Source organism: Mycobacteriales bacterium, from assembly GCA_030697205.1.
In the GTDB taxonomy this organism is placed as follows: Bacteria; Actinomycetota; Actinomycetes; order Mycobacteriales; family SCTD01; genus JAUYQP01.
The window spans coordinates 93,428-113,957 of the sequence record JAUYQP010000030.1 but is presented as its reverse complement, the minus strand read 5'-3'; the positions used below and the strand labels follow the sequence as shown (position 1 = coordinate 113,957).

Annotated in this window: 18 protein-coding genes and 4 tRNA genes; 13 read left to right on the top strand and 9 right to left on the bottom strand. The window is 71.9% G+C overall.

Going from position 1 to position 20,530, the window contains the following annotated elements:
• The 7 genes from Q8R60_09835 to Q8R60_09805 all read right to left on the bottom strand — a co-directional run.
• A partial coding sequence (locus Q8R60_09835) for a helix-turn-helix domain-containing protein (protein ID MDP3712769.1) occupies positions 1–214 on the bottom strand: 214 nt, incomplete at its 3' end.
• A 51-nt stretch (positions 215–265) separates the two neighbouring features.
• Positions 266–562 (bottom strand): hypothetical protein, encoded by a 297-nt coding sequence (locus tag Q8R60_09830; GenBank protein ID MDP3712768.1) that lies wholly within the window; start codon positions 560–562, stop codon positions 266–268.
• A 353-nt stretch (positions 563–915) separates the two neighbouring features.
• Positions 916–1,254 (bottom strand): hypothetical protein, encoded by a 339-nt coding sequence (locus tag Q8R60_09825; protein ID MDP3712767.1) that lies wholly within the window; start codon positions 1,252–1,254, stop codon positions 916–918.
• A gap of 183 nt (positions 1,255–1,437) precedes the next feature.
• Positions 1,438–1,511 (bottom strand) — tRNA-Val (locus Q8R60_09820).
• Between the two features lie 30 nt (positions 1,512–1,541).
• Positions 1,542–2,057: a PGPGW domain-containing protein gene (locus Q8R60_09815; protein MDP3712766.1), complete on the bottom strand. Its 516-nt coding sequence runs from the start codon at positions 2,055–2,057 to the stop codon at positions 1,542–1,544.
• 32 nt (positions 2,058–2,089) lie between these two features.
• Complete coding sequence (locus tag Q8R60_09810) at positions 2,090–2,917, bottom strand: anti-sigma factor (protein MDP3712765.1); 828 nt, start codon at positions 2,915–2,917, stop codon at positions 2,090–2,092.
• Positions 2,914–3,576 carry a sigma-70 family RNA polymerase sigma factor gene (locus tag Q8R60_09805; GenBank protein MDP3712764.1) on the bottom strand — a complete coding sequence of 221 codons (663 nt, stop codon included), beginning with the start codon at positions 3,574–3,576 and terminating at the stop codon, positions 2,914–2,916. Before Q8R60_09805 ends, Q8R60_09810 begins: the two co-directional genes overlap by 4 nt.
• A gap of 370 nt (positions 3,577–3,946) precedes the next feature.
• On the opposite strand from Q8R60_09805, the gene Q8R60_09800 reads away from it, so the two are divergent.
• The 13 genes from Q8R60_09800 (at position 3,947) to Q8R60_09740 (ending at position 18,398) form a co-directional block, all read left to right on the top strand.
• Complete coding sequence (locus tag Q8R60_09800) at positions 3,947–4,417, top strand: SsgA family sporulation/cell division regulator (GenBank protein ID MDP3712763.1); 471 nt, start codon at positions 3,947–3,949, stop codon at positions 4,415–4,417.
• Between the two features lie 87 nt (positions 4,418–4,504).
• A tRNA-Gly gene (locus Q8R60_09795) sits at positions 4,505–4,577 on the top strand.
• Positions 4,578–4,633: 56 nt separating this feature from the next.
• A tRNA-Cys gene (locus Q8R60_09790) sits at positions 4,634–4,705 on the top strand.
• A 30-nt stretch (positions 4,706–4,735) separates the two neighbouring features.
• Positions 4,736–4,809, top strand: a tRNA-Val gene (locus Q8R60_09785).
• Positions 4,810–5,015: 206 nt separating this feature from the next.
• Positions 5,016–5,477 (top strand): hypothetical protein, encoded by a 462-nt coding sequence (locus Q8R60_09780; protein MDP3712762.1) that lies wholly within the window; start codon positions 5,016–5,018, stop codon positions 5,475–5,477.
• A 269-nt stretch (positions 5,478–5,746) separates the two neighbouring features.
• A complete protein-coding gene (gene ftsH, locus Q8R60_09775; GenBank protein MDP3712761.1) occupies positions 5,747–7,948 on the top strand; it encodes an ATP-dependent zinc metalloprotease FtsH in 2,202 nt (733 codons plus the stop codon).
• 2 nt (positions 7,949–7,950) lie between these two features.
• On the top strand, positions 7,951–10,737 hold the full coding sequence (locus Q8R60_09770) for a hypothetical protein (protein ID MDP3712760.1): 2,787 nt from the start codon (positions 7,951–7,953) through the stop codon (positions 10,735–10,737).
• Between the two features lie 70 nt (positions 10,738–10,807).
• On the top strand, positions 10,808–11,449 hold the full coding sequence (locus Q8R60_09765) for a TetR family transcriptional regulator (protein ID MDP3712759.1): 642 nt from the start codon (positions 10,808–10,810) through the stop codon (positions 11,447–11,449).
• Between the two features lie 38 nt (positions 11,450–11,487).
• Positions 11,488–13,596 (top strand): glycogen debranching protein GlgX, encoded by a 2,109-nt coding sequence (glgX, locus tag Q8R60_09760; GenBank protein ID MDP3712758.1) that lies wholly within the window; start codon positions 11,488–11,490, stop codon positions 13,594–13,596.
• Entirely contained in the window at positions 13,597–15,918 is a 2,322-nt protein-coding gene (treY, locus tag Q8R60_09755; protein ID MDP3712757.1) for a malto-oligosyltrehalose synthase, read from the top strand.
• Complete coding sequence (treZ, locus tag Q8R60_09750; GenBank protein MDP3712756.1) at positions 15,915–17,633, top strand: malto-oligosyltrehalose trehalohydrolase; 1,719 nt, start codon at positions 15,915–15,917, stop codon at positions 17,631–17,633. The genes treY and treZ overlap by 4 nt, the downstream gene beginning before the upstream one ends.
• A 91-nt stretch (positions 17,634–17,724) precedes the next feature.
• A complete protein-coding gene (locus tag Q8R60_09745) occupies positions 17,725–17,997 on the top strand; it encodes a type II toxin-antitoxin system prevent-host-death family antitoxin (GenBank protein ID MDP3712755.1) in 273 nt (90 codons plus the stop codon).
• A complete protein-coding gene (locus Q8R60_09740) occupies positions 17,997–18,398 on the top strand; it encodes a type II toxin-antitoxin system VapC family toxin (GenBank protein ID MDP3712754.1) in 402 nt (133 codons plus the stop codon). Before Q8R60_09745 ends, Q8R60_09740 begins: the two co-directional genes overlap by 1 nt.
• A gap of 37 nt (positions 18,399–18,435) precedes the next feature.
• On the opposite strand, the gene Q8R60_09735 is transcribed toward Q8R60_09740, so the two are convergent.
• A complete protein-coding gene (locus Q8R60_09735) occupies positions 18,436–19,365 on the bottom strand; it encodes a diguanylate cyclase (GenBank protein MDP3712753.1) in 930 nt (309 codons plus the stop codon).
• Between the two features lie 148 nt (positions 19,366–19,513).
• Positions 19,514–20,515: a cell division protein ZapE gene (zapE, locus tag Q8R60_09730; protein ID MDP3712752.1), complete on the bottom strand. Its 1,002-nt coding sequence runs from the start codon at positions 20,513–20,515 to the stop codon at positions 19,514–19,516.
• Positions 20,516–20,530 lie beyond the last annotated feature (15 nt).

Genomic DNA, 20,530 nt, shown 5'->3' with positions numbered 1-20,530 from the left:
CGTCGGCCTCAAACGACCTGCGCCAGGATCGCACCGTCACCGGCGTCACACCTTGCTCGGAGGCGATCGCGCTGTTCGCGACGCCGTCCGCCGCAGCCAACAGCACCCGCGCCCGCAGCACCTCACGATGCGCCGCAGTCTTGGACTTCGCGACCTTCTCCAGCGACTCTCGCTGGCCCTGCGACATCACCAACGAATCGGCAGCTGCGGTCATCTACGAACACTATCGCAGAACTAGTTACTCAAATGCGCGACACACCATTAGTCAGAGCGAGGCGCTCTTCACCATGAGCTCAGCATCCGCCACGCACTGTTGGATGACGATCTCTGGGAGTTCCTCCCCCGCGTCGGCCAACAGGAGGACGACGTCGATCCTCGCCGTGGCGAGGTCCACCGCCGCGCGGGTGCCTGGTCGGGCGACACCGGCGCCGGCAAGCGGCTCGTACCGCTGGTAAGCAGCCCTGAGTCGCGCGTTGGTGACGTCGCTCGTACGGTGCTCCTCCGCGGCAGTCACCCAAGCCGCCGTAGCTGGGTGATCGTTCATCTGCTTGCTCGAACTCACGACGAACCTCTCTGGCGATGGCCGGGACGCGCCCTACGCCCTGCCCGTCCGGCATCCCTGGCATTACGCCAGCCGGGCGAACCTGCACCGTCGCTGGATGTAGCAAATGCCGCATCGAGGCGCCCAGAGGAGGCGCTGCTCCTCGTTATGCGCGCCTGCCTACGCTTCAGGCGTGGGCATTAGAGCGCACGAGGTCGAGAAGCCGACGGCCGGCCTTGTCGACGGCACGCCTCCGGGGTCTTCCACCACGTAGGCGCTCCGAAAGTGGGGGCGCGGCTCACACCTGTCGCGCTGAGACGCCCGTCCTTACCCTCACAGTCGAGTAATCGCTTGTGCGGCGCATCGGTGGACGTTCAGAGACCCAGCCAGTCGTCGATGCCGAACACGACCCGTCCGTAAGCCCATAGCTCGAGTGTGAACAGGTTCGTGATGTAGTCGATCTGCACGTACATCTCGAGAGGGCTCGGGCCCGTCAGGACATCGGCCGCGGCGAGCCACCGCCGGGCACGAAACGTCGGCAGCGACCACTCCTGCGCCAGGTCATCGAGCATGGCCTGCGCCTGGACCGTGCGCAGAGGACCGGGACTGATCTGGTAGCTCCGAGCCACACGAGACGCCTGGCGAAGATCACTTGCTCGTGCGACGGGGGCCGCGGCGACGCTGACGAAGGGCAGGTCATCGGCGGGCGTCACGTGGCTCCCCAGCTCCGACATGACCGAAGCGCCACATCAATCACTCCAACGACTGACGGGCCCGAGTGTCGCGTGTGGCCCCGGTCACGTTCGTGACAGCCGCGGCTACCCGCGTCTCGGGTCTCGCTCCGCAACCGATGACACGTGGCACGACACACCGTTTGGCTGGCCTTGGACGCGGGGTGGGCGTAACAGGACTCGAACCTGTGACCTCACGCGTGTGAAGCGTGCGCTCTAACCAACTGAGCTATACGCCCCGCGGTCCGGCAGCGTACTAGAGCGGACGGCTACAGGCCGACCGCGTCCCGGGCGCTGTCGACCCAGCCGTAGTGGCTCGCGGCCCAGAGCAGCGCCCCCACCGCGACGAGACCACCGACGGTCGAGACGGCCGACAGCAGCGGCCGCTTCTTCGCCTGCTCCCAGGCCTCGAGCCCGCTCTTCTTCGCTCGCTGGAACAGCGCGTCCGCCCACTCGAACTCCGACGCCCAGATCCACAGCCCAAGCAGCATCGGCGGGATCGTCAGCGGCCCCGGCAGCACCACCGCGGCCGCCCCGATCCCGATGAACACCAGTCCCAGCAGGAAGACACCGGTCTTGAGGGCGACAGACCCACCACGGGTACGCCGAAGGCGCGCCCGCCAGCCGGTCTGCGGGATGCGGCCGGCGCGGCCGTGCGGCTCGAGGAACTCCTCGAGCTCGCGCTCCAGGCGGTCGTCGAACTCGACGTCACCGTCCCCGTCACGGTCGTCTGCGCTGTCACGCGCACGGTCGGAGACGGCGCGCTCGCGGCGATGGTCCGGCACGTCCCCCATGATGCCGTGCGGAGCCGCGCGTGTCAGGCCAGCGTGCCGGCGACGACAGCGCGTTGCGTCGACGACGCGGGAGCCTTGCGCCCCTGCTCGTGGGTGACCATCAGGGCCTTGAGCTGCTCGGCGTCGGGCAGGACCAGGTCGGCGACGACCTCGACGTCGTGGTCGCCGGTGACGTCGAAGGTGCCGACAGCGCGCACGTCACCCGCGACGGTGCGCTCCCACAGGACGTAGGTCGTGGCGCGCGCGTCGTTGGGCTTGAGGGAGTCCACGACCAGGTGCAGGCGGGCGCCGTCGACGACCGCGACCGCCGCGGGCTGCTCCTCGCCCTCGGCCGTGAGCAGCACCCGACGGACACCGGCGCCGTCGTAGGTCGACAGGACCTTCTCCATCGACTGGGTCAGGGCGAGCTGGTCCTGCTGCTGCTCGCGCAGCGAGACGTTCTGCACAACCAGGCTCGCGACGAGCACGAAGCCGGCGGCGACCGACGAGGCAGCCGCGACCCGCTTGAGCACGCTGCGGCTGTCGCGACGGCCGTCACGGCGCGTCCGGGCCGCTGCGAGCTCGTCCGTGCCGGCAGGAGGCACGACCGCGTCGCCGGGCCAGGACACGGCCCGATCGGAGGCGTCGACCCCGGCCCGCACGGCGTCCCACAGCGACGCCGGCGGCGTCGCCGGGTCGCTCGCGTAGGCCAGGTGGCCGAGCGTCTCGAGGTGAGCGAGGACGGCCCGGTCGCAGCGCGCGCAGGAGGCCGCGTGCCGCAGGAAGTCCTGCTCGTCACCCGGCTCGAGCGCACCCAGCGCGTGCCCGACGGCGAGCTCGTCGAAGCGCTGGTGCAGGTCGGGGGTGCTCACGAGAGGTCCTTCGGTGGATCGAGAGGGGCGCTGGAGCCGAGTGCGGCGTCATCGAGGTCGGTCGCTGCGGAGGTGCCGGCCTCGGAGATCCCCTCGAGGCTGTCGCGCAGCCGGCGCATGCCCGCGAGCATCCGCGTCTTCACGGTGCCCAGCGGCGTACTCGTGATGCCGGCGATCTCACGCTGCGTGTAGCCACCGAAGTACGCCAGGGTGAGCGCCTCGCGCTGCGGCGCGGGCAGGGTCTGCAGGGCGGCGCGGACGCGGGTGCGGCGCAGCAGCGACCACACCTCGTCCTCCACGTCGGGGCCGTCGGTCTGCCGGCCCTCGAGGACCTCGGCGGTGGTCCGGCGCTTGCGGAGGTTCTCCTCGCGGCGCACGGCGTCGACGGCCTTGTGGTGGGTCATGGACAGCAGCCAGGTCGAGAAGCCCCCGCGGGCGGAGTCGAAGCGCGAGGCGTCGCGCCACACCGTGAGGAAGACCTCCTGCACGACGTCCTGGGCGAACTGCTCGTCGGCGAGGATCCGGCGGGCCAGGCCGTAGCAGGCCCGTCCGTAACGACCGTAGAGCGCTTCGAGGGCCCCACCGTCGCCCTCGGTGACCCGGGCGACGAGTCCGCGGTCGTCCAGGCCGGCGTAGACATCAGCGGCGTCGTCGCGCACACGTGACTGCGCGGCCGCTCGGGGGCTGGTGCCCTCGGCGGCTGGCCGGCTGCGCGGCAGCGTCAACGTTGTCCTCACATCAGGCGTTCGCACGACAGGCCGTCCCGGATGGGATGCCTGCCTACGGTCTCCCGAAAGTACCCGCGGCCGCGCCGCGGCGCGCGGTCTGCACGCTCCGTGTCCCCGGCCTCACCCGAACGAGGCCGACGCGGGAGTCGCTCTCGTCGTACTCCCTGCCCTGATGTCTGTTTCGTCCTGTTTGCCCGGTCCCTGTGCCGCCGAACGGGTGAGGGTGGTTGAGCCGCGACCGCGCGGGGGACCACACTGGCGAGAGGGTCGGCACGACCCGCAGTCACCCGGAGGTCACCAGATGACGGCCCGTCCCGTCACCGTCAGCACCGAGTTGCAGTTGCGCCTCGTCGTGCCCGGCGCGACCTCCCTGCCCGTTCGGGCGGACCTGCGCTACGACGTCGCAGACCCCTACGCGGTCTCCGTCGCCTTCCACACCAGTGGGTCCGAGGGCTCAGGCACCGACGTCGTGGAGTGGACCTTCGCCCGCCAGTTGCTCACCGACGGCGTCGCCGGGCCCGTCGGGGAGGGTGACGTGCAGGTCTGGCCGACCGCTCCGGGTCCCGCCTCCCAGGCTGGCACCCCCTCGCAGGCCATCGTGTGCCTGTCGCTGTCGTCGCCCTCGGGGCGCGCGCTGTTCGAGGTGCCGCTGCCGGAGCTCGTCGAGTTCCTCGGCCAGACCTACGAGGCCGTCCCCACCGGCACCGAGGGTGACCACGTCGACGTCGACGCCGAGCTCGCCCTGCTGCTGTGGGCCGAGCCGGAGACCTGACACGGCACTCGACCCGGCCGCGCATCTGCTAGGTTTCTCGATCGGCGGACGATGCTGTGGGGCCTGCCCCACGACACCGTGTCGCACGCGGACGTGGCTCAGTTGGTAGAGCACAACCTTGCCAAGGTTGGGGTCGCGGGTTCGAATCCCGTCGTCCGCTCGGTGAGCGCCCCTCGGGCGCTGTCGCTGGTGCCGGCGCCTCGCGGCGCCGGTCCCGGCCGGGTGGCCGAGTGGCTTAGGCAAGGGACTGCAAATCCCTGTACGCGGGTTCGATTCCCGCCCCGGCCTCGTAGGCCCCGCACCACAACTGCACAGCTCGGACGATTGGCGCAGTCTGGTAGCGCGCTTCCTTGACACGGAAGAGGTCACAGGTTCAAGTCCTGTATCGTCCACTCGTTCGAGAACCGCCGGTCGGTGACCGGCGGTTCTTCGCGTTACCGGCCGTTCCACCAGCGGGCGCTTGACCCAGACGGAGCAGCGCCACGCGCAGGCGGTCGCACCGGATCTGGCCCGAGGTGACCATGGCGCGGACCGCTCTGCTCGGCCAGGCTCAAGGGCGAAGCGGACACGGGTCCGCACAGGGCGCATAGGGACGAACATGGGCGACAGCTGCTGCGGGGCGGTGCTCCAGGAGATCGTCCTGTCCTCCCCCGGTCCGGCCGGCCCGGGAGTGGTGCTGCACCGCTGCTCGCGCTGCGGGCAACGCCAGTACACGCGCGGGACGCAGGTCGTCGACCCGACCGATGCCTTCCAGTCGCTCGCCGGGACCTTCCAGGCCGAGCGCGCACGGGCCGCGCGGCCCGTGCGCGCGGAGATGGAGCGGCGTGCCGTGGGGGCTGCTGCCCGGGCGGCGCGATCGGCACAAGCCGCCGGCACCACTGCCAGCACCACCCCCAGTACTGCCGCCGCTGAGCGTGCGGCGCTGCGGGCTGCAGCACGGGACGAGAAGGAGCGCACGGCGGCCGCGCAGGCCACCGCGCAGAGTGAGGCCGCGACGCTGGACGTCACCGACCTCGCGGACCTGCTGTCCGGGTGGACGGTCCTCGGCGCCACGGGCTGACCGTCCGCCGAGAGCCGGTGCCGGAAGAGTTCACACGACCGTGACGTGACACGCTTGCCCCGTTCGAGGTGCTGTGCGTCACAATGTCGGCCTCCCCCGGGAGCAGGATGTCTGCCCCGGACGGCGAACTGTGACACCACCCCTCAGCACGACCTGTTCTGCCCCGTGAACCCGGCACGGGCCTCCTGACTCCTCAAAGCAGGGCGCGCCCGCGTCCCCCCAACGCACGCATCGATGCCGGGCGCCCACCGCACCGGCGAGGAGGTCCCGTGGCCAGCCCCACCAGCGGCGCCACTGCCGAGCCCACAGAGAGCCCGGCGGTGCCCACCGCCGCATCGGTCTCGGAGCCCGCGCAGAAGGTCGTGCCCGAGGGGCGCGTCGAGCGCCTCAAGGCCAGCTACGCCGCGTGGAAGCGCAAGCGCGCCGCCACCAAGGGCCCGGGCGGCAAGGGGCTGTTCTTCACCCTCGTCGCCACCCTGGTCGCGCTGTTCCTGCTCTTCATCACCTCGCTGATCCACGTCAACTCCGGCCCGGACGTGCGCGAGATCACCACCTCGCAGTTCGACGCCCTCGCCCTGGGCAACCGCATCGAGAAGGCGACGATCCTCGACGAGGACAGCGCCGTGCTGCTGCAGCTGCGCACCACCGAGGACGCCCTCGTCCTGGCCGCGGACCGCAAGGACGCCATCACGCCGCAGGTCATCAACGTGCCTGACGGCCGCGCCGAGGTGTTCGTCAACTTCACCTCGGGCGGTGCCCAGACCGGCCGCGTCACCGACACCCTCAAGGCCTCCGGAGCCTCCTACTCCACCGACGAGCAGACCGGCAAGAAGCGGCTGCGCACCGTCACGGAGTTCCTGCTCCCGGTGCTGATCCTGGCCAACCTGTTCGGCCTGCTGTTCGTCGGCAAGGGCTCGGGCGGCTCCGCGATCGGTGAGGTCACCAACTTCGGCAAGGTCGACGACGGCAGCCGCACCGGCGGCTCCTCGGTGACCTTCGCCGACGTCGGCGGCGCCGACGAGGCCGTCGTCGAGCTGGCCGAGGTCCGCGACTACCTCAAGGACCCGGCGAAGTACAAGGCACTCGGCGCCACCCCGCCCAAGGGCGTCCTGCTGTTCGGCCCGCCCGGGACGGGCAAGACCCTGCTCGCCCGCGCCGTCGCCGGCGAGGCCGGCGTGCCGTTCTTCTCCGTCGCCGGTGCGGAGTTCGTCGAGTCGCTCGTCGGTGTCGGCGCGGCCCGCATCCGCGACCTGTTCAAGCGCGTCAACGCCGTCGCTCCCGCGATCGTCTTCATCGACGAGCTGGACGCCGCCGGCCGCAAGCGCGGCTCCGGCGGTGGCGGCGGTGGGTCGGACGAGCGCGAGCAGACCCTCAACCAGCTGCTCGTCGAGATGGACGGCTTCGACGTCTCGACCGGCGTCGTGGTCATCGCGGCCACCAACCGTCCCGACATCCTCGACCCAGCGCTGATGCGCCCGGGTCGCTTCGACCGCCACATCACCGTCGAGCGCCCGGACGCCGAGGGCCGCGAGCGGATCCTCAAGATCCACGCCGGCAAGAAGCCGCTGGCGCCCGACGTGGACCTTGAGCGCGTCGCCCAGCGGACCCCCGGCTTCACCGGAGCCGACCTCGCGTCCGTCGTCAACGAGGCCGCCCTGCTCACCATCCGCCAGAAGGGCTCGCAGATCCACCAGCGCGAGCTCGAGGACGCGATCGTCCGCGTCCTCGAGGGCCCGCAGCGCCGCGGTCGCGTCCTCACCGCCGAGGAGCGCCTGCGCGCGGCGTACCACGAGATCGGCCACGTCGTCGTGGCTGCGACCCTCGGCCGGCTCGAGGACCTCCACCGCGTCACCGTGCTCGGCCGTGGCCGCACGCTGGCCGCCGCCACCTTCGGCGACAGCGAGGCCACCCTGCTGACCCGCAGCGACCTGCACAAGCAGCTGGTCGCGACCCTGGGCGGCATGGCCGCCGAGGAGCTCGTGCTCGGCGAGCCCTCGACCGGTGCCGAGCAGGACCTCGAGCACGCCACCGACCTGGCCCGCGACATGGTGACCCGCTACGGCATGAGCGACGCCGTCGGTCGGGTGCGCCTGCAGGTCAAGGCCGGCGAGGGCTTCCTCGGCGACGACAACTCGCTCATCGACCTGTCCGACGAGACCCAGCGCGAGGTCGAGGCGGCCATCCGCACCCTCATCGACGACGCCCAGGCCGAGGCGACGGCCATCCTGCGGGCCCACCGCGGCGAGCTCGACGCCCTCGCGGCGCGGCTCGACGCCGAGGAGACCCTCGAGGACCAGGTCCTGCACGACGCCCTCGCGCCGCTGATGAAGCAGATCGCCTCCCGCACCCCGGCGCAGCGCACCGTGCGCAGGACGGGCACGGCCGCCGCCAAGACCCGCAAGGTCAAGGTCAGCGCCGCGACGGCGCCCGCCCCGAAGACCGTCACGGCGCGGACCAAGGACCGGGCCTGACGGTGCCTGCTGCTCGCTGGCGCGCGATCGCGGGAGCGGCGGCCCTCGCGGCCGTCGTCCCCGCGGTCGCGCCCTGGACCGCCCCGTCGGTGTCGTCGTACGCGAAGACCGGCGCCCTCACCTGCGGCACGGCCACGGAGGACCTGCCCTGGCAGGCCACCGACGTGCCCGCGTTCCGCGGGGTCGAGGGCAGCGGCGCCAGCGACCGGATCGCCAACTACGCCGTCCAGTCCGAGTCCGCCCGGCGACAGCTCGTCACCAACGGCGTGACCGTCCAGTCCTCCACCACAAACGGCTGCTCGTGGCAGGAGTCCTTCACCTTCACGCCGGAGCCGGGCGTCGGCGGGCTGTCCGCGGTGACGGCGCGCATCACGGCGGCCGCCCTGCTCAAGGGCGGCCGCGGCCTGCTGGCGGTCCGTGAGGGCAGCGGCGCCAGCAGCCGACCGCGGGTGCTCGGGGCCAGCGACGGCACGGGCGGTGGTTGGGCCACGTCCGAGCAGGGCCTGCCCGCGCAGGGCTCCCCCGGCGTGCTCGCGCCGGCCGACAACGGCCGCACCGTCTACCTCTCCATCAGCCCCACCGGAGCGGGCGGCGACGACGGCGGGGGCACGCTCCCGCCGCTGCCCGGCGTCCCCGGCGGTCAGGTCCCCACCCCCGGCCTCGTCTACGCCAGCACCGACGGTGGCCGCACCTGGGGCGTCCGCACCGAGGCCGGTGACCTGCCCGGCGGTGACCGCGCGATCACCGACATGGCTGTCGACCGCCGCGACCCCGACCTCGTCTACGCGATCGCGGGCGGGCAGCTGCTGCGCTCCGACGACGGCGCCCGCACCTTCGAGGCCGTGGCCGGCGCGAGCGGCCGCACCGCCGTCGTCGCCATGGACCCGGGCGAGGCCGCGGCCTTCGGGGCCGACGGGTCGGCCACCTACTCCAGCGACGGCATGGCGACCACCAGCCGGACCCCGGTGCCTGGCGGCATCACCTCGGCCGCGTACCGCGACGGCTCGGACCTCGTCGCGGTCGAGTCCGACGGCGACGTGGCGCTGGTCGACCCGCGCACCGGCGCCACGATCCCGGCCAAGGCCAAGACCCCGCCGCGCGCCGGCACGCTCACGGGCGACCAGAGCGGCGACTCGACCTTTCACGCCATCGCGGGTCACACGCTCATCCGCTACGTCGACCCCCTGCCGCCGGGCACCGACCCGGTGACCGTGCCGCCGCCGCAGGGCAACGTGCCACCCACTCCCCCGCGGGCGGGGTCGATCTCTCCGCCGAGCGCGCAGCTCGAGTTGGAGCAGGGCGACAGCCGCAAGGTCGACTACGTGCTGACCCTGCCGGAGAACCCCACCCCGCTCGACGTGATGTACCTCGTCGACACCTCGCCGACGATGCTGCCCTACATCAAGGCGCTGCGGGAGAACACCAACGCCATCACCAACGCACTCGCCCGCGACAAGATCGACGTCAATGTCGGGCTGGCGTTCTTCACCACCGGGCCCTCGCGCGGCAGCGCCCCCTACCCGGTCGTCGACCCCGGCAAGACCTGCGACGAAGGCGACACCGAGCTGCCCTACGTCAAGCCCGAGGTCTTTAAGCTGCTCGCGCGCATCAGCGAGCCCGGGCCGGACTTCGCCGCGAAGGTCAACCAGCTGCGCGTGCGCTGCGTCCCCAGCACCGCGACGGTCAACAAGGGCACCGCCTTCAACGCCAACGAGGCGCAGGTCCTCGCGCTCGACCAGCTCCTCAACGGCGAGGGCGTCGACATCGTCGAGTCGCAGGGTGCCCTGACGATCGACCCGGGGCAGAGGGCCGGTTGGCGGCAGAACCGCTTCATCCGCCGCGTGATCGTCCACGCGACCGACGAGCCCTTCGTCAACAAGAACGAGCGTCCCGAGTGGCCCGCCGGCAGCCCGGAGACCGCCGCCGGCGAGCTCGACGTGCAGAAGGTCATCGACGACCTCAAAGAGCAGAAGGTCCTGCACCTGGGCATCGACCCGAGCGGCAAAGAGGCCATCAGCGACCTCAAGCGCGTCGCCCTGGGCACCGGGACGGTGGCCCCGAAGGGCGGCGCGGTCTGCGACCCCAAGACCGGGGTGCGCACCCTCGAGGGCGACCCGCTGGTCTGCGGCAGCGCGAGCGACTTCCGCGACGCGCTCGTCTCCCTGCTCAAGGGCCTGGTCGACCGCCAGGATGTCACCCTCAACACCACCACCGGCAGCAACGCCGTCGGCTCGATCTCGGCGGCCGGGCTCAAGGGCGTCAACGTGTCGGTGGACAACACGCTGCGCTTCTCGGTGACCTACAGCTGCGCCGACATCCCCCCGGGGAAGTACCTCACGACGCTCGAGAGCCGGCTGCGCGGCACCAAGGTCGCGGTCACGCGCACCAACCTCAGGTGCGTCAAGGCCGCCGCCCGGGTGATCCGGCCGCTGCCGGAGGTCGAGCCCGCGATCGCGCCGCCGCCGCAGCCGGTCCAGCCCGCGCTGCCTCCGCCCGCTCCCCCGGCCCCCGCGGCGCAGCCGCAGGTCCAGCCCCAGGCGCAGGTCCAGGTCCAGGTCAACCCGATGACGGCCGCGATGCTCGAGCAGCAGGAGCAGCTCCAGCTCGCGCTCGCCCTCAACGGCACCGAGCGACCGACCGACGACACCGAGCTGGCCATGGTCGACCGGCAGAGCCGCCGCGAGCGGGGCGCGCAGGTCGTCCTGCTCGCCTCGATGGCCATGGCGTCGGTGGCCGGCGTGCGTCGGCTGCGCACCCAGCAGGAGCACGGCGTACGACGCATCGAGTGAGCCTGGGCCGGGCACGCTGTCTCGTATGACAGACGGGCCGGGCCGACGTATGCCCGCTAGTGTGACCAAGATGACACAAGTCGGGCGGGTCTACGGAGGGCGCTCGGAGGCCGAGCGCAGGGCCGACCGTCGACAGCGACTCGAGGACGCCGGCCTGGCGCTGTTCGGCACGGTGGGCTGGTCGGGGGCCAGCATCGAGCGCCTCTGCCAGGTCGCCGCCGTGGCGACGCGCTCCTTCTACGAGGAGTACGAGACCCGCGAGCACCTGCTGCGCGCCGTCTACGACCGGCTCGTCACGGAAGCCACCCAGCTGTGCCTGGACGCTGTCGCCAAGGCCCCGCACGACCTCGAGGCCCGGACCCGGGCCGGGCTCGGCACCTACGTCCGCTTCCTCACCGATGACCCGCGGCGCGCGCTGGTCGTCAGCAGCGAGGCCCGCAGCACTCCCTTGATGAAGAGCGACCGGGCCGCGGCGCTGGCGGGTTTCGCCGCGCACATCCAGTCCGAGACGAGGTCGTTGCGCCGCCGCAGCGATGCCGGGGACCGGACCATCGCCCTCGCCCTCGCGGGTGCTGTCTCCGAGGTGCTGGCCGACTGGGTGCAGCAGCCGGAGCCGCGGCCCGACGTCGAGCCCATCGTGGGCGAGCTGACCCGGTTGTTCGTGGCGGCGCTCACACCTGGCGAGGAGTTGCGGGAGGAGCAGGCGGGGTAGGCAGACCCTCGGATACTGCCACCGTTCGGAGGACCACCTTGCGCATCTGGCCCGGCTCGCCCTACCCGCTCGGTGCCACGTTCGACGGCAGCGGTACCAACATCGCGTTGTTCAGCGAGGTCGCGCAGCGCGTCGAGCTCTGCCTGTTCGACGACGAGGGCTCCGAGGTGCGGATCGACCTGAGGGAGCGCGACGGCTTCGTCTGGCACGGCTACCTCCCGAGCGTCGGCCCCGGCCAGCGCTACGGCTTCCGGGTCCACGGCCCGTTCGACCCGGCCAACGGCCACCGCTGCAACCCGTCGAAGCTGCTGCTCGACCCCTATGCGAAGGCGGTCGACGGCGAGGTCGACTGGAGCGAGGCCTGCTTCAGCTACTCCTGGTCCGACGGCTCGTTCAACGACGCCGACTCGGGCCCGCACATGCCGAAGTCGGTGGTGATCAGCCCCTTCTTCGACTGGGACAACGACCGACACCCGCGTACGCCGTACAACGAGACCGTGATCTACGAGGCGCACGTGAAGGGTCTGACGCAGACCCACCCGGGCATCCCCGAGGAGATCCGCGGGACCTACGCCGCCGTCGCGCACCCGGTGATGCTCGAGCACTACAAGCGCATCGGCGTGACTGCGATCGAGCTCATGCCGGTCCACCAGTTCGTGCACGACAGCCACCTCGCCGAGCGCGGGCAGCGCAACTACTGGGGCTACAACACCATCGGCTTCCTGGCCCCCCACAACGCCTACTCCTCGCGCGGGCAGCGCGGCGAGCAGGTCCAGGAGTTCAAGGCGATGGTGAAGGCCCTGCACGCCGAGGGGCTCGAGGTCATCCTCGACGTCGTCTACAACCACACCGCGGAGGGAAACCAGCTGGGGCCGACGCTGTCGTTCCGCGGCATCGACAACGCCAACTACTACCGGCTCGTCGACGGCGACCAGGAGCACTACTACGACACGACCGGCACCGGGAACACCCTGCTGATGCGCAGCCCGCACGTGCTGCAGCTGATCATGGACTCGTTGCGGTACTGGGTCACGGAGATGCACGTCGACGGCTACCGCTTCGACCTCGCGAGCAGCCTCGCCCGGCAGTTCCACGAGGTCGACCGGCTGTCGGCCTTCTTCGACCTCGTGCACCAGGATCCCGTCGTCAGCCAGGCCAAGCTCATCGCCGAGCCCTGGGACATCGGCCACGACGGCTACAACGTGGGTGGTTTCCCTCCCCTGTGGACCGAGTGGAACGGCAAGTACCGCGACACGGTCCGCGACTACTGGCGCGGTGAGCCGGCCACGCTCGCCGAGTTCGCGTCACGGCTCACGGGCTCGGCGGACCTCTACGAGAACGACGGCCGCCGACCCTTCGCCTCCATCAACTTCGTCACCGCGCACGACGGCTTCACGATGCACGACCTGGTGTCCTACAACGACAAGCACAACGAGGCCAACGGCGAGGACGGCAAGGACGGGGAGAGCCACAACTCGTCCTGGAACTGCGGTGTGGAGGGCGAGACCGACGACCTCGACGTCGTGGCCCTGCGCGAGCAGCAGAAGCGCAACTTCCTCACCACGCTGTTCCTGAGCCAGGGCGTCCCGATGCTGTTGCACGGCGACGAGCTCGGCCGCACCCAGCTCGGCAACAACAACGTCTACGCCCAGGACAGCGAGATCGCGTGGGTCGACTGGGAGCGGGCCCGCGACTTCGAGGTCCTCACCGACTTCACGGCAAGCCTCGCCCGACTGCGCAGGGAGCACCCCGTCTTCCGACGGCGCCGGCACTTCAAGGGCCGAGCGGTCAAGGGCTCCGAGCTCGGCGACATCGGCTGGTTCACCCCTGCCGGCGACTGGATGTCCGACGAGGACTGGGAGTCCGGCTTTGCGAAGTCGGTCTCGGTCTTCCTCAACGGCAAGGGCATCCGCGAGCCCGACCCGCGTGGCGAGCCGGTCGTCGACGACTCGTTCTTCCTCCTCCTCAACGGCCACCACGAGCCGCTCGACTTCGTGCTGCCCGAGCTCGGTGCAGGTGAGAGCTGGGTCGTGGAGCTCGACACCGCCGCGCCGATGCGCGACGAGGCGGACCGTCGCAACATCAAGATCGGCGACGCGGTCGAGGTCGAGGGACGCTCCGTGCTCGTGCTCCGCGCGGAGTTCTGAGTGCCCCACCTGCCCGCTGCCGGTCGGCCCGTCCCGGTCTCGACCTACCGGGTCCAGCTGACACCGTCGTTCGGGTTCGCCGACGCCGCTGCGGTCGTGCCGTACCTGGCCGAGCTCGGGGTCACGCACCTCTACTGCTCGCCCTACCTGCAGTCCGCACCGGGCTCCCAGCACGGCTACGACGTCGTCGACCACGACCGGCTCGACAGCGACCTCGGTGGTCCGGTCGACTACCTCCGCCTCGTCGAGGCCTGCGCCGAGGCGGGCCTCGGTGTCGTGCTCGACATCGTGCCCAACCACATGGCCGTCAGCGAGCCCGAGCAGCAGAACGCCGCCTGGACCTCGGTGCTGCGCGACGGGCCGTCCTCGGCGTACGCCTCGTGGTTCGACGTCGACTGGGCGTCTCCCGACAACCCCGGCAAGGTGCTGGTGCCCGTCCTCGGCAAGCCGCTCGAGCTGTCGCTGGACGAGCTGGTCGTGACGCCCGAGTCGGTCACCTACTACGAGCACGTGCTGCCGGTCGCGCCGGGCACCTTCGTCGAGGGCGACCCGCTCGCGACCCTGCAGGCGCAGCACTATCGCCTCGCACACTGGCGCGACGCGGCCGACTCCCTCGACTACCGCCGCTTCTTCGACGTGACGACACTGGCGGGGCTGCGGGTCGAGGTGCCGGAGGTCTTCGACGCGACCCATGCCCTCGTGCTGCAGCAGCTGCGTGACGGCGTCGTCGACGGGCTTCGGGTGGACCACCCCGACGGTCTCGCCGACCCGGAGGGCTACCTCCGCCGCCTGGCCGAGGCCTCGGGCGGCTCGTGGGTGGTCGTGGAGAAGATCCTCGAGCCCGGTGAGGAGCTGCCCTCGACGTGGGACACCGCGGGCACGACCGGCTATGACGCGCTCAACCGGCTGCTCGGGCTCTTCGTCGATCCCCTCGGCGAGCAGCGGCTGACCGCGCTGTGGCGCGAGCGCGACCCGCTGCCCTACGACGAGGTCGTCGAGCAGTCGAAGCGTCTGGTCCTGTCGGAGGTGCTGCGACCCGAGGTGCACCGTCTCGTCCGGCTCGCCCAGGACGCCACCGGGCTTCCCACCGAACGACTCGAGCCCCCGCTCGTCGAGCTGCTCGTCGCCTTCGGCGTCTACCGCGCCTACCTCCCGCCCGACGGCCCCGCGGACGAGGCCGCCCGCGGCCACGTCGACCACGCCGTCGCCCTGGCCCGCTCGCGGCGACCCGACCTCGCCGACGACCTGCACCTGTGGCGGGGCCTCGTGCTCGGCGAGGGCGGGGCTCCCGAGCTCGTCACGCGGTTCCAGCAGACCTGCGGGCCGGTGATGGCCAAGGGCGTCGAGGACACCGCCTTCTACCGCTACCTGCGGCTCACGGCGCTGTGCGAGGTCGGCGGCGATCCAGGCACCTTCGGCGTCCTGCCTGCCGACTTCCACCGGGCCTGTGTCGAGCAGGCCGACGACTGGCCGCTGTCGATGACGACGCTCTCGACCCACGACACGAAGCGCTCCGAGGACGTCCGCGCCCGACTGGTGCTGCTGTCGGAGATGCCCGACGAGTGGGGTGCCGTCGCAGCCCGGTGGGACGCCCGCCACCCCGACCTCGACGCGCCCACCCGCTACCTCGTCTGGCAGACCCTCGTCGGGGCGTGGCCCCTCGCCCCCGAGCGGCTCGGGGCCTACCTCGAGAAGGCGACCCGGGAGGCCAAGGCCAGCACCAGCTGGGTGGACCCCGCTCCGGCGTACGACGAGAGCCTGCAGCGCGTCGCCCGCGCGGTCCTGGCCGACCGAGACCTGGTCGCCGAGGTCGAGGACCTGGTCGCGCGGCTCGACGGCCCGTGGCGCACGACGTCGCTCGCCCAGAAGCTCGTGCAGCTGACGATGCCCGGGGTCGCCGACACCTACCAGGGCACCGAGCTCGCGGACCTGTCCCTCGTCGACCCCGACAACCGGCGGCCGGTCGACTTCGACGAGCGGCGCCGCCAGCTCGCCGACCTCGGCAGCGCTGATCCCAAGCTGCGCCTGCTCGCGACGTCCCTGCGGCTGCGGCGCGACCGGCCCGAGACCTTCCTGCGCGGGAGCTACACGCCGCTGCCCGCAGGGCTGCGCGCGCTGGCCTTCTGCCGCGGCGAGGAGGTCGTCACGGTCGTGCCGGTCCGCGCCGTGTCGGTGGCCCGGGACGGCTGGGGCGACGAGGCGGTGGAGCTCCCGCCGGGTCGGTGGCACGACCTGCTCACCGATGCCGAGCACGACGGCGGCAGCGTGCGCCTGGCCGACCTGCTCACCGACTCCCCCGTGGCGCTGCTGGTCCGCGCATGACGCGGCTGTGGGCACCGCGGGCCACCTCGGTCGCCCTGGTCCGGGGTGAGGAGCGGCTCCCGATGACCTTTGCCGAGGACGGCTGGTGGTCCGGTCCGGCGCTCACCCCCGGCAGCGACTACGGCTTCTCCCTCGACGGCGGACCGGTCCGACCCGACCCGCGCGCGACCTGGCTCCCGCACGGAGTCCACGGCCCGAGCCGCGGCTACGACCACGGGGAGTTCGCCTGGACCGACGCCACCTGGTCCGGCGTCGCTCTCGAGGTGGCCGTCCTCTACGAGCTGCACGTCGGCACCTTCACCCGAGAGGGCACCTTCGACGCCGCCGCGGGGAGGCTCGACCACCTCGTGGACCTCGGGATCACGGCCGTCGAGCTGCTGCCCTGCAACGCCTTCGACGGCCGCTGGGGCTGGGGCTACGACGGGGTCGCGCTGATGGCCGTCCATGAGCCCTACGGCGGGCCCGACGCACTCAAGCGCTTCGTCGACGCCTGCCACGCACGCGGGCTCGGCGTCGTCATGGACGTCGTGCTCAACCACCTCGGGCCGGCCGGCAACTACCTTCCCGAGCTCGGCCCCTACCTCACCGACGCCCACACGACGCCGTGGGGCTCGGCGGTCAACCTCGACCAGCCGGGCAGCGACGAGGTCCGGCGCTTCCTGCTCGACGTGTGCGTCGCCTGGCTGCGCGACTTCCACTGCGACGGGCTGCGCCTCGACGCCGTGCACGCTCTCGTCGACGACCGTGCGGTGCACCTGCTCGAGGAGCTCGCGGTCGAGGTCGAGCAGCTGGGGCGGGAGGTGGGCCGACCGCTGTTCCTCGTCGCGGAGTCCGACCGCAACGACCCGCGCACCGTCACCCCGCGTGTGCAGGGCGGGCTCGGCCTCGATGGCCAGTGGGCCGACGACGTCCACCACGCCGTGCACGCGCTCGTGACCGGTGAGCGTTCGGGCTACTACGGCGACTTCGGCTCCCTGCCGACCCTCGCGAAGGCGCTGAGGGGCGTCTTCGTGCACGACGGCTGCTGGTCGAGCTTCCGCGGCCGCTCCCACGGTCGGCCGGTGCCCGACGACCTCGAGGGCTGGCGCTTCGTCACCTACCTGCAGGACCACGACCAGGTCGGCAACCGCGCCGTCGGCGACCGGCTCTCCCAGACGCTGCCCGACGGACTGCTCCGGATCGGGGCCGCTCTCGTCCTGCTCTCACCCTGCACTCCGATGCTGTTCATGGGCGAGGAGTGGGGCGCGCAGACGCCCTGGCAGTTCTTCAGCGACCACTCCGGTGATCTCGGCGACGCCGTGCGCAACGGCCGCCGTGAGGAGTTCGGCCGGCACGGCTGGGACGTCGAGGCGGTCCCCGACCCGCAGGCCGAGTCGACCTTCCGCGCCTCGCAGCTCGACTGGTCGGAGCTCGAGAGCGCACGAGCCCAGTCGCTGCTCGGGTGGTATCGCGATCTGCTCGCCCTGCGTCGCACGCGCCCGGACCTCGCGGACGGCCGCCGCGACCTCGTGCAGGTGAGCTACGACGAGGACGCCCGCTGGGTCGTCGTCCGGCGAGGCGGCGTCGCGCTGGTCTGCAACCTCGGCAGCGGCGACCTGCAGGTGCCCGTGCGCGGTCAGGTCGACGCGGTGCTGCTTGCCAGCGGGCCCGTGTCGGTGGTCGACGGGGCGGTGGCGGTCGCCGGCGAGTCGGCCACCGTCGTGGCCCTCTCCTGACGACTGGCACCCACGAGCGTCCTGGCGCTGTACGGGGACGAGCCACTGGCCGCCCGTACCATGTACTAGATTTTTGTACTACCCTCAGATCATGACCGAGGTCCCCGTGCGCGAGCTCAACCAGGACACCGCCGGGGTGCTGGCGCGAGTCAAGCGTGGCGAGGCGATCGACGTGACCGAGCGCGGCACGGTCATCGCGCGGTTGATCCCGGCGGAGAACCACCCCTTGGCCGAGCTGATCGGCACGGGACGGCTGCGCCCAGCCACCACCTCCGGGCCGGCGCCTCGGCCGCCGGGACCGGTCCGCACCGACAACGAAGCGGGCGAGCTGTTGCGCCGACTCCGCGACGACGAGCGCTACTGATGCTCTACCTGGACACGGCAGCCCTGGTGAAGTTGGTGCGCCCGGAGCGGGAGTCCGAGGCATTGGCTGACTGGCTGGACGCGCGCTCTCCCGCGCCGTGGGTGTCCTCGGTGGTGGTAGAGGTCGAACTACCCCGCGCGCTGCGCCGCAGCGACCCGGCGCTGCTCGGTGGTGTACCCGCCGTCATCGCCCGGCTCGCCCGTTACGAGATCGACGAGGTTGTGCGCGCCACCGCGGCCGCGTATCCCGATCCGAACCTGCGCAGTCTCGACGCGATCCACCTCGCGACCGCGAGCGCGGTCTTCGGGACTCGCCTGGACGCCTTCGTCACCTACGACCAACGCCTCGCCGACGCCGCCACGAGCATCGGGCTACCGGTCGCGAGCCCCGGCCAACCCTGATCACCGGCAGTCGGCAGAGCGGCCGGGGCGGGCCTGCTCAGGCCCGGGCACGCGCTGACCGCTTGTCGTCGTACATCAGCGCGTCGGCGACCGCGAGCGCGTCGGCGGGCGCGTCACCAGGGGTCGCCAGGTGGGCACCGATGCTGGCCCCGACCTCGAGGCGCCGCCCATGGATCTGGTGCGGAGGCGCCAGGACCTGCGAGATGCGGCGCTCCATCTCGTAGAGGCCCTCGTCACTGATGCCCGGGGCGACGATGGCGAACTCGTCGCCGCCCGTGCGAGCCACCGTGTCCGTCGGGCGCACGACCGTACGCAGCCGATGTGCCACCTCGAGCAGCACCTCGTCGCCGGCCGCGTGACCGAAGGTGTCGTTGACCGGCTTGAAGGCGTCGAGGTCGATGACGAGGACCCCGACCTCAGGGCTTCGTCGGCTTCCGCGTGGGACGAGCGCCTGCCCGAGCTGACTGTGCAGCAGGGTGCGGTTGGCCAGGCCGGTCAGCGGGTCCTGCGAGGCTCTGCGCTCGAGCTCCTGCTCCGCCGACTTCAGCCGCGTGACGTTCACGTGCGACACGAGAGCCCCGGACCGCTCACCGTCCAGGGGAGTGATCCTCAACAGGAACCACCTGCCGAAGGTGGGACTGGGGCAGGCATAGGACAGCTCGCTCTCCACGCTGTCACCTGCGAGCACAGCGCGCAGACCGCTCGCGGCTACCGCAGCGTCCGCGCACCCAGAGGCCGAGGCGCGTTCGCACACCTCGAGGTAGCTCACGCCCGTCGATGTCGCGGCCTCCGAGCCTGCGTTGTCCAGCGCGAACATCCGCCACGCGCGGTTGACCGCAATCACGACGCCGTCGGCGTCGAGTACCGCCGTGGAGTCCGGGAAGGCGTCCAGGACCTGCTGTGCACCGGGCTCCCACTGCGCTGTGCGCGCCTGTGGGACCCAGGCCTCGGCCCGCGTGCCGTCCACCGCACAACCCTTCGCCTCGGAACCCGTCAGCCTGCTTGTCGGCAGCCGAGCCGCTCGCCCTGACGCCAGGTCGCGAAGTCAGTCAGAACTGCCCAGGTCCACAACCCATAAGGACCAGGTCCGTGACACCAGGGCGGCGTCCCCCGGGTCAGGTCGACGTGGCCTGCCTGGCCAGCGCTGTCAGACGCGACACCGCCCGGAGGTACTTCTTGCGATAGCCGCCGCGCAGCAGGTCGTCGGGGAAGAGCTCCCCGAGGGGCACCCCGCTCGCGACCACCGGCAGGTCGCGGTCGTAGAGCCGGTCGGCCAGGACGACGAGGCGCAAGGCGACCGCCTGGTCGGTGACGGGCCGGACCCCGCTCAGGCAGACCAGCTCCAGCCCGTCGAGCAGACCGCCGTAGCGACTCGGGTGCAGCGCGGCGAGGTGGTCGAGCAGCGCACCGAAGTCGTCGTACGACGCCCCTGTGGTCGTGTCCGCGCGTCGTCGCACCTCCTCGTCGGGCAGCGGGTCGGGGGCGGCGGGCAGGCCGCGGTGGCGGTAGTCCTCGCCGTCGACGCGCAGTGACGAGAAGTGGGCCGACAGGCCCTGGATCTCGCGCAGGAAGTCACTCGCGGCGAAGCGGCCCTCCCCCAGCGCGCCGGGCAGGGTGTTGCTGGTGGCAGCGACCCGGACGCCGGCGTCGACGAGGCGGGCGAGCAGGGTGCTGACGAGGACGGTGTCGCCCGGGTCGTCGAGCTCGAACTCGTCGATGCACAGCAGCCGGTGACCGGACAGCGCCTCGACCGCGGTCGCGAAGCCGAGGGCGCCGACGAGGTGGGTGAGCTCGACGAAGGTGCCGTAGGCCTTCGGGCCGGGTGCGGCGTGCCAGAGCGACGCCAGCAGGTGGGTCTTGCCGACGCCGTAGCCGCCGTCGAGGTAGACCCCGGCGAACCCGGGGGGCGGCTCGCGACGGAACAGCCGCTTCGGCGGCGGGGTCAGCGACGCGGCGAAGGCCTGCAGCGCGGTGACCGCGGCGGCCTGCGACGGCTGCGCCGGGTCGGGCAGGTAGGTCCCGAAGCGGGCGCCGGCGAAGCGCGGCGGCGGGACGAGGGACGCGACGAGCTCCTCGGCGGGCACCACCGGCGAGCGGTCGACGAGGCGGACGGGCACCCGGCGAGCCTAGGA

Coding starts and splice junctions, on each gene's coding strand:
- Q8R60_09745 (MDP3712755.1), top strand. CDS start 17,725: ATGACCGAGGTCCCCGTGCGCGAGCTCAACCAGGACACCGCCGGGGTG.
- Q8R60_09740 (MDP3712754.1), top strand. CDS start 17,997: ATGCTCTACCTGGACACGGCAGCCCTGGTGAAGTTGGTGCGCCCGGAG.
- treZ (MDP3712756.1), top strand. CDS start 15,915: ATGACGCGGCTGTGGGCACCGCGGGCCACCTCGGTCGCCCTGGTCCGG.
- Q8R60_09780 (MDP3712762.1), top strand. CDS start 5,016: ATGGGCGACAGCTGCTGCGGGGCGGTGCTCCAGGAGATCGTCCTGTCC.
- Q8R60_09765 (MDP3712759.1), top strand. CDS start 10,808: ATGACACAAGTCGGGCGGGTCTACGGAGGGCGCTCGGAGGCCGAGCGC.
- Q8R60_09800 (MDP3712763.1), top strand. CDS start 3,947: ATGACGGCCCGTCCCGTCACCGTCAGCACCGAGTTGCAGTTGCGCCTC.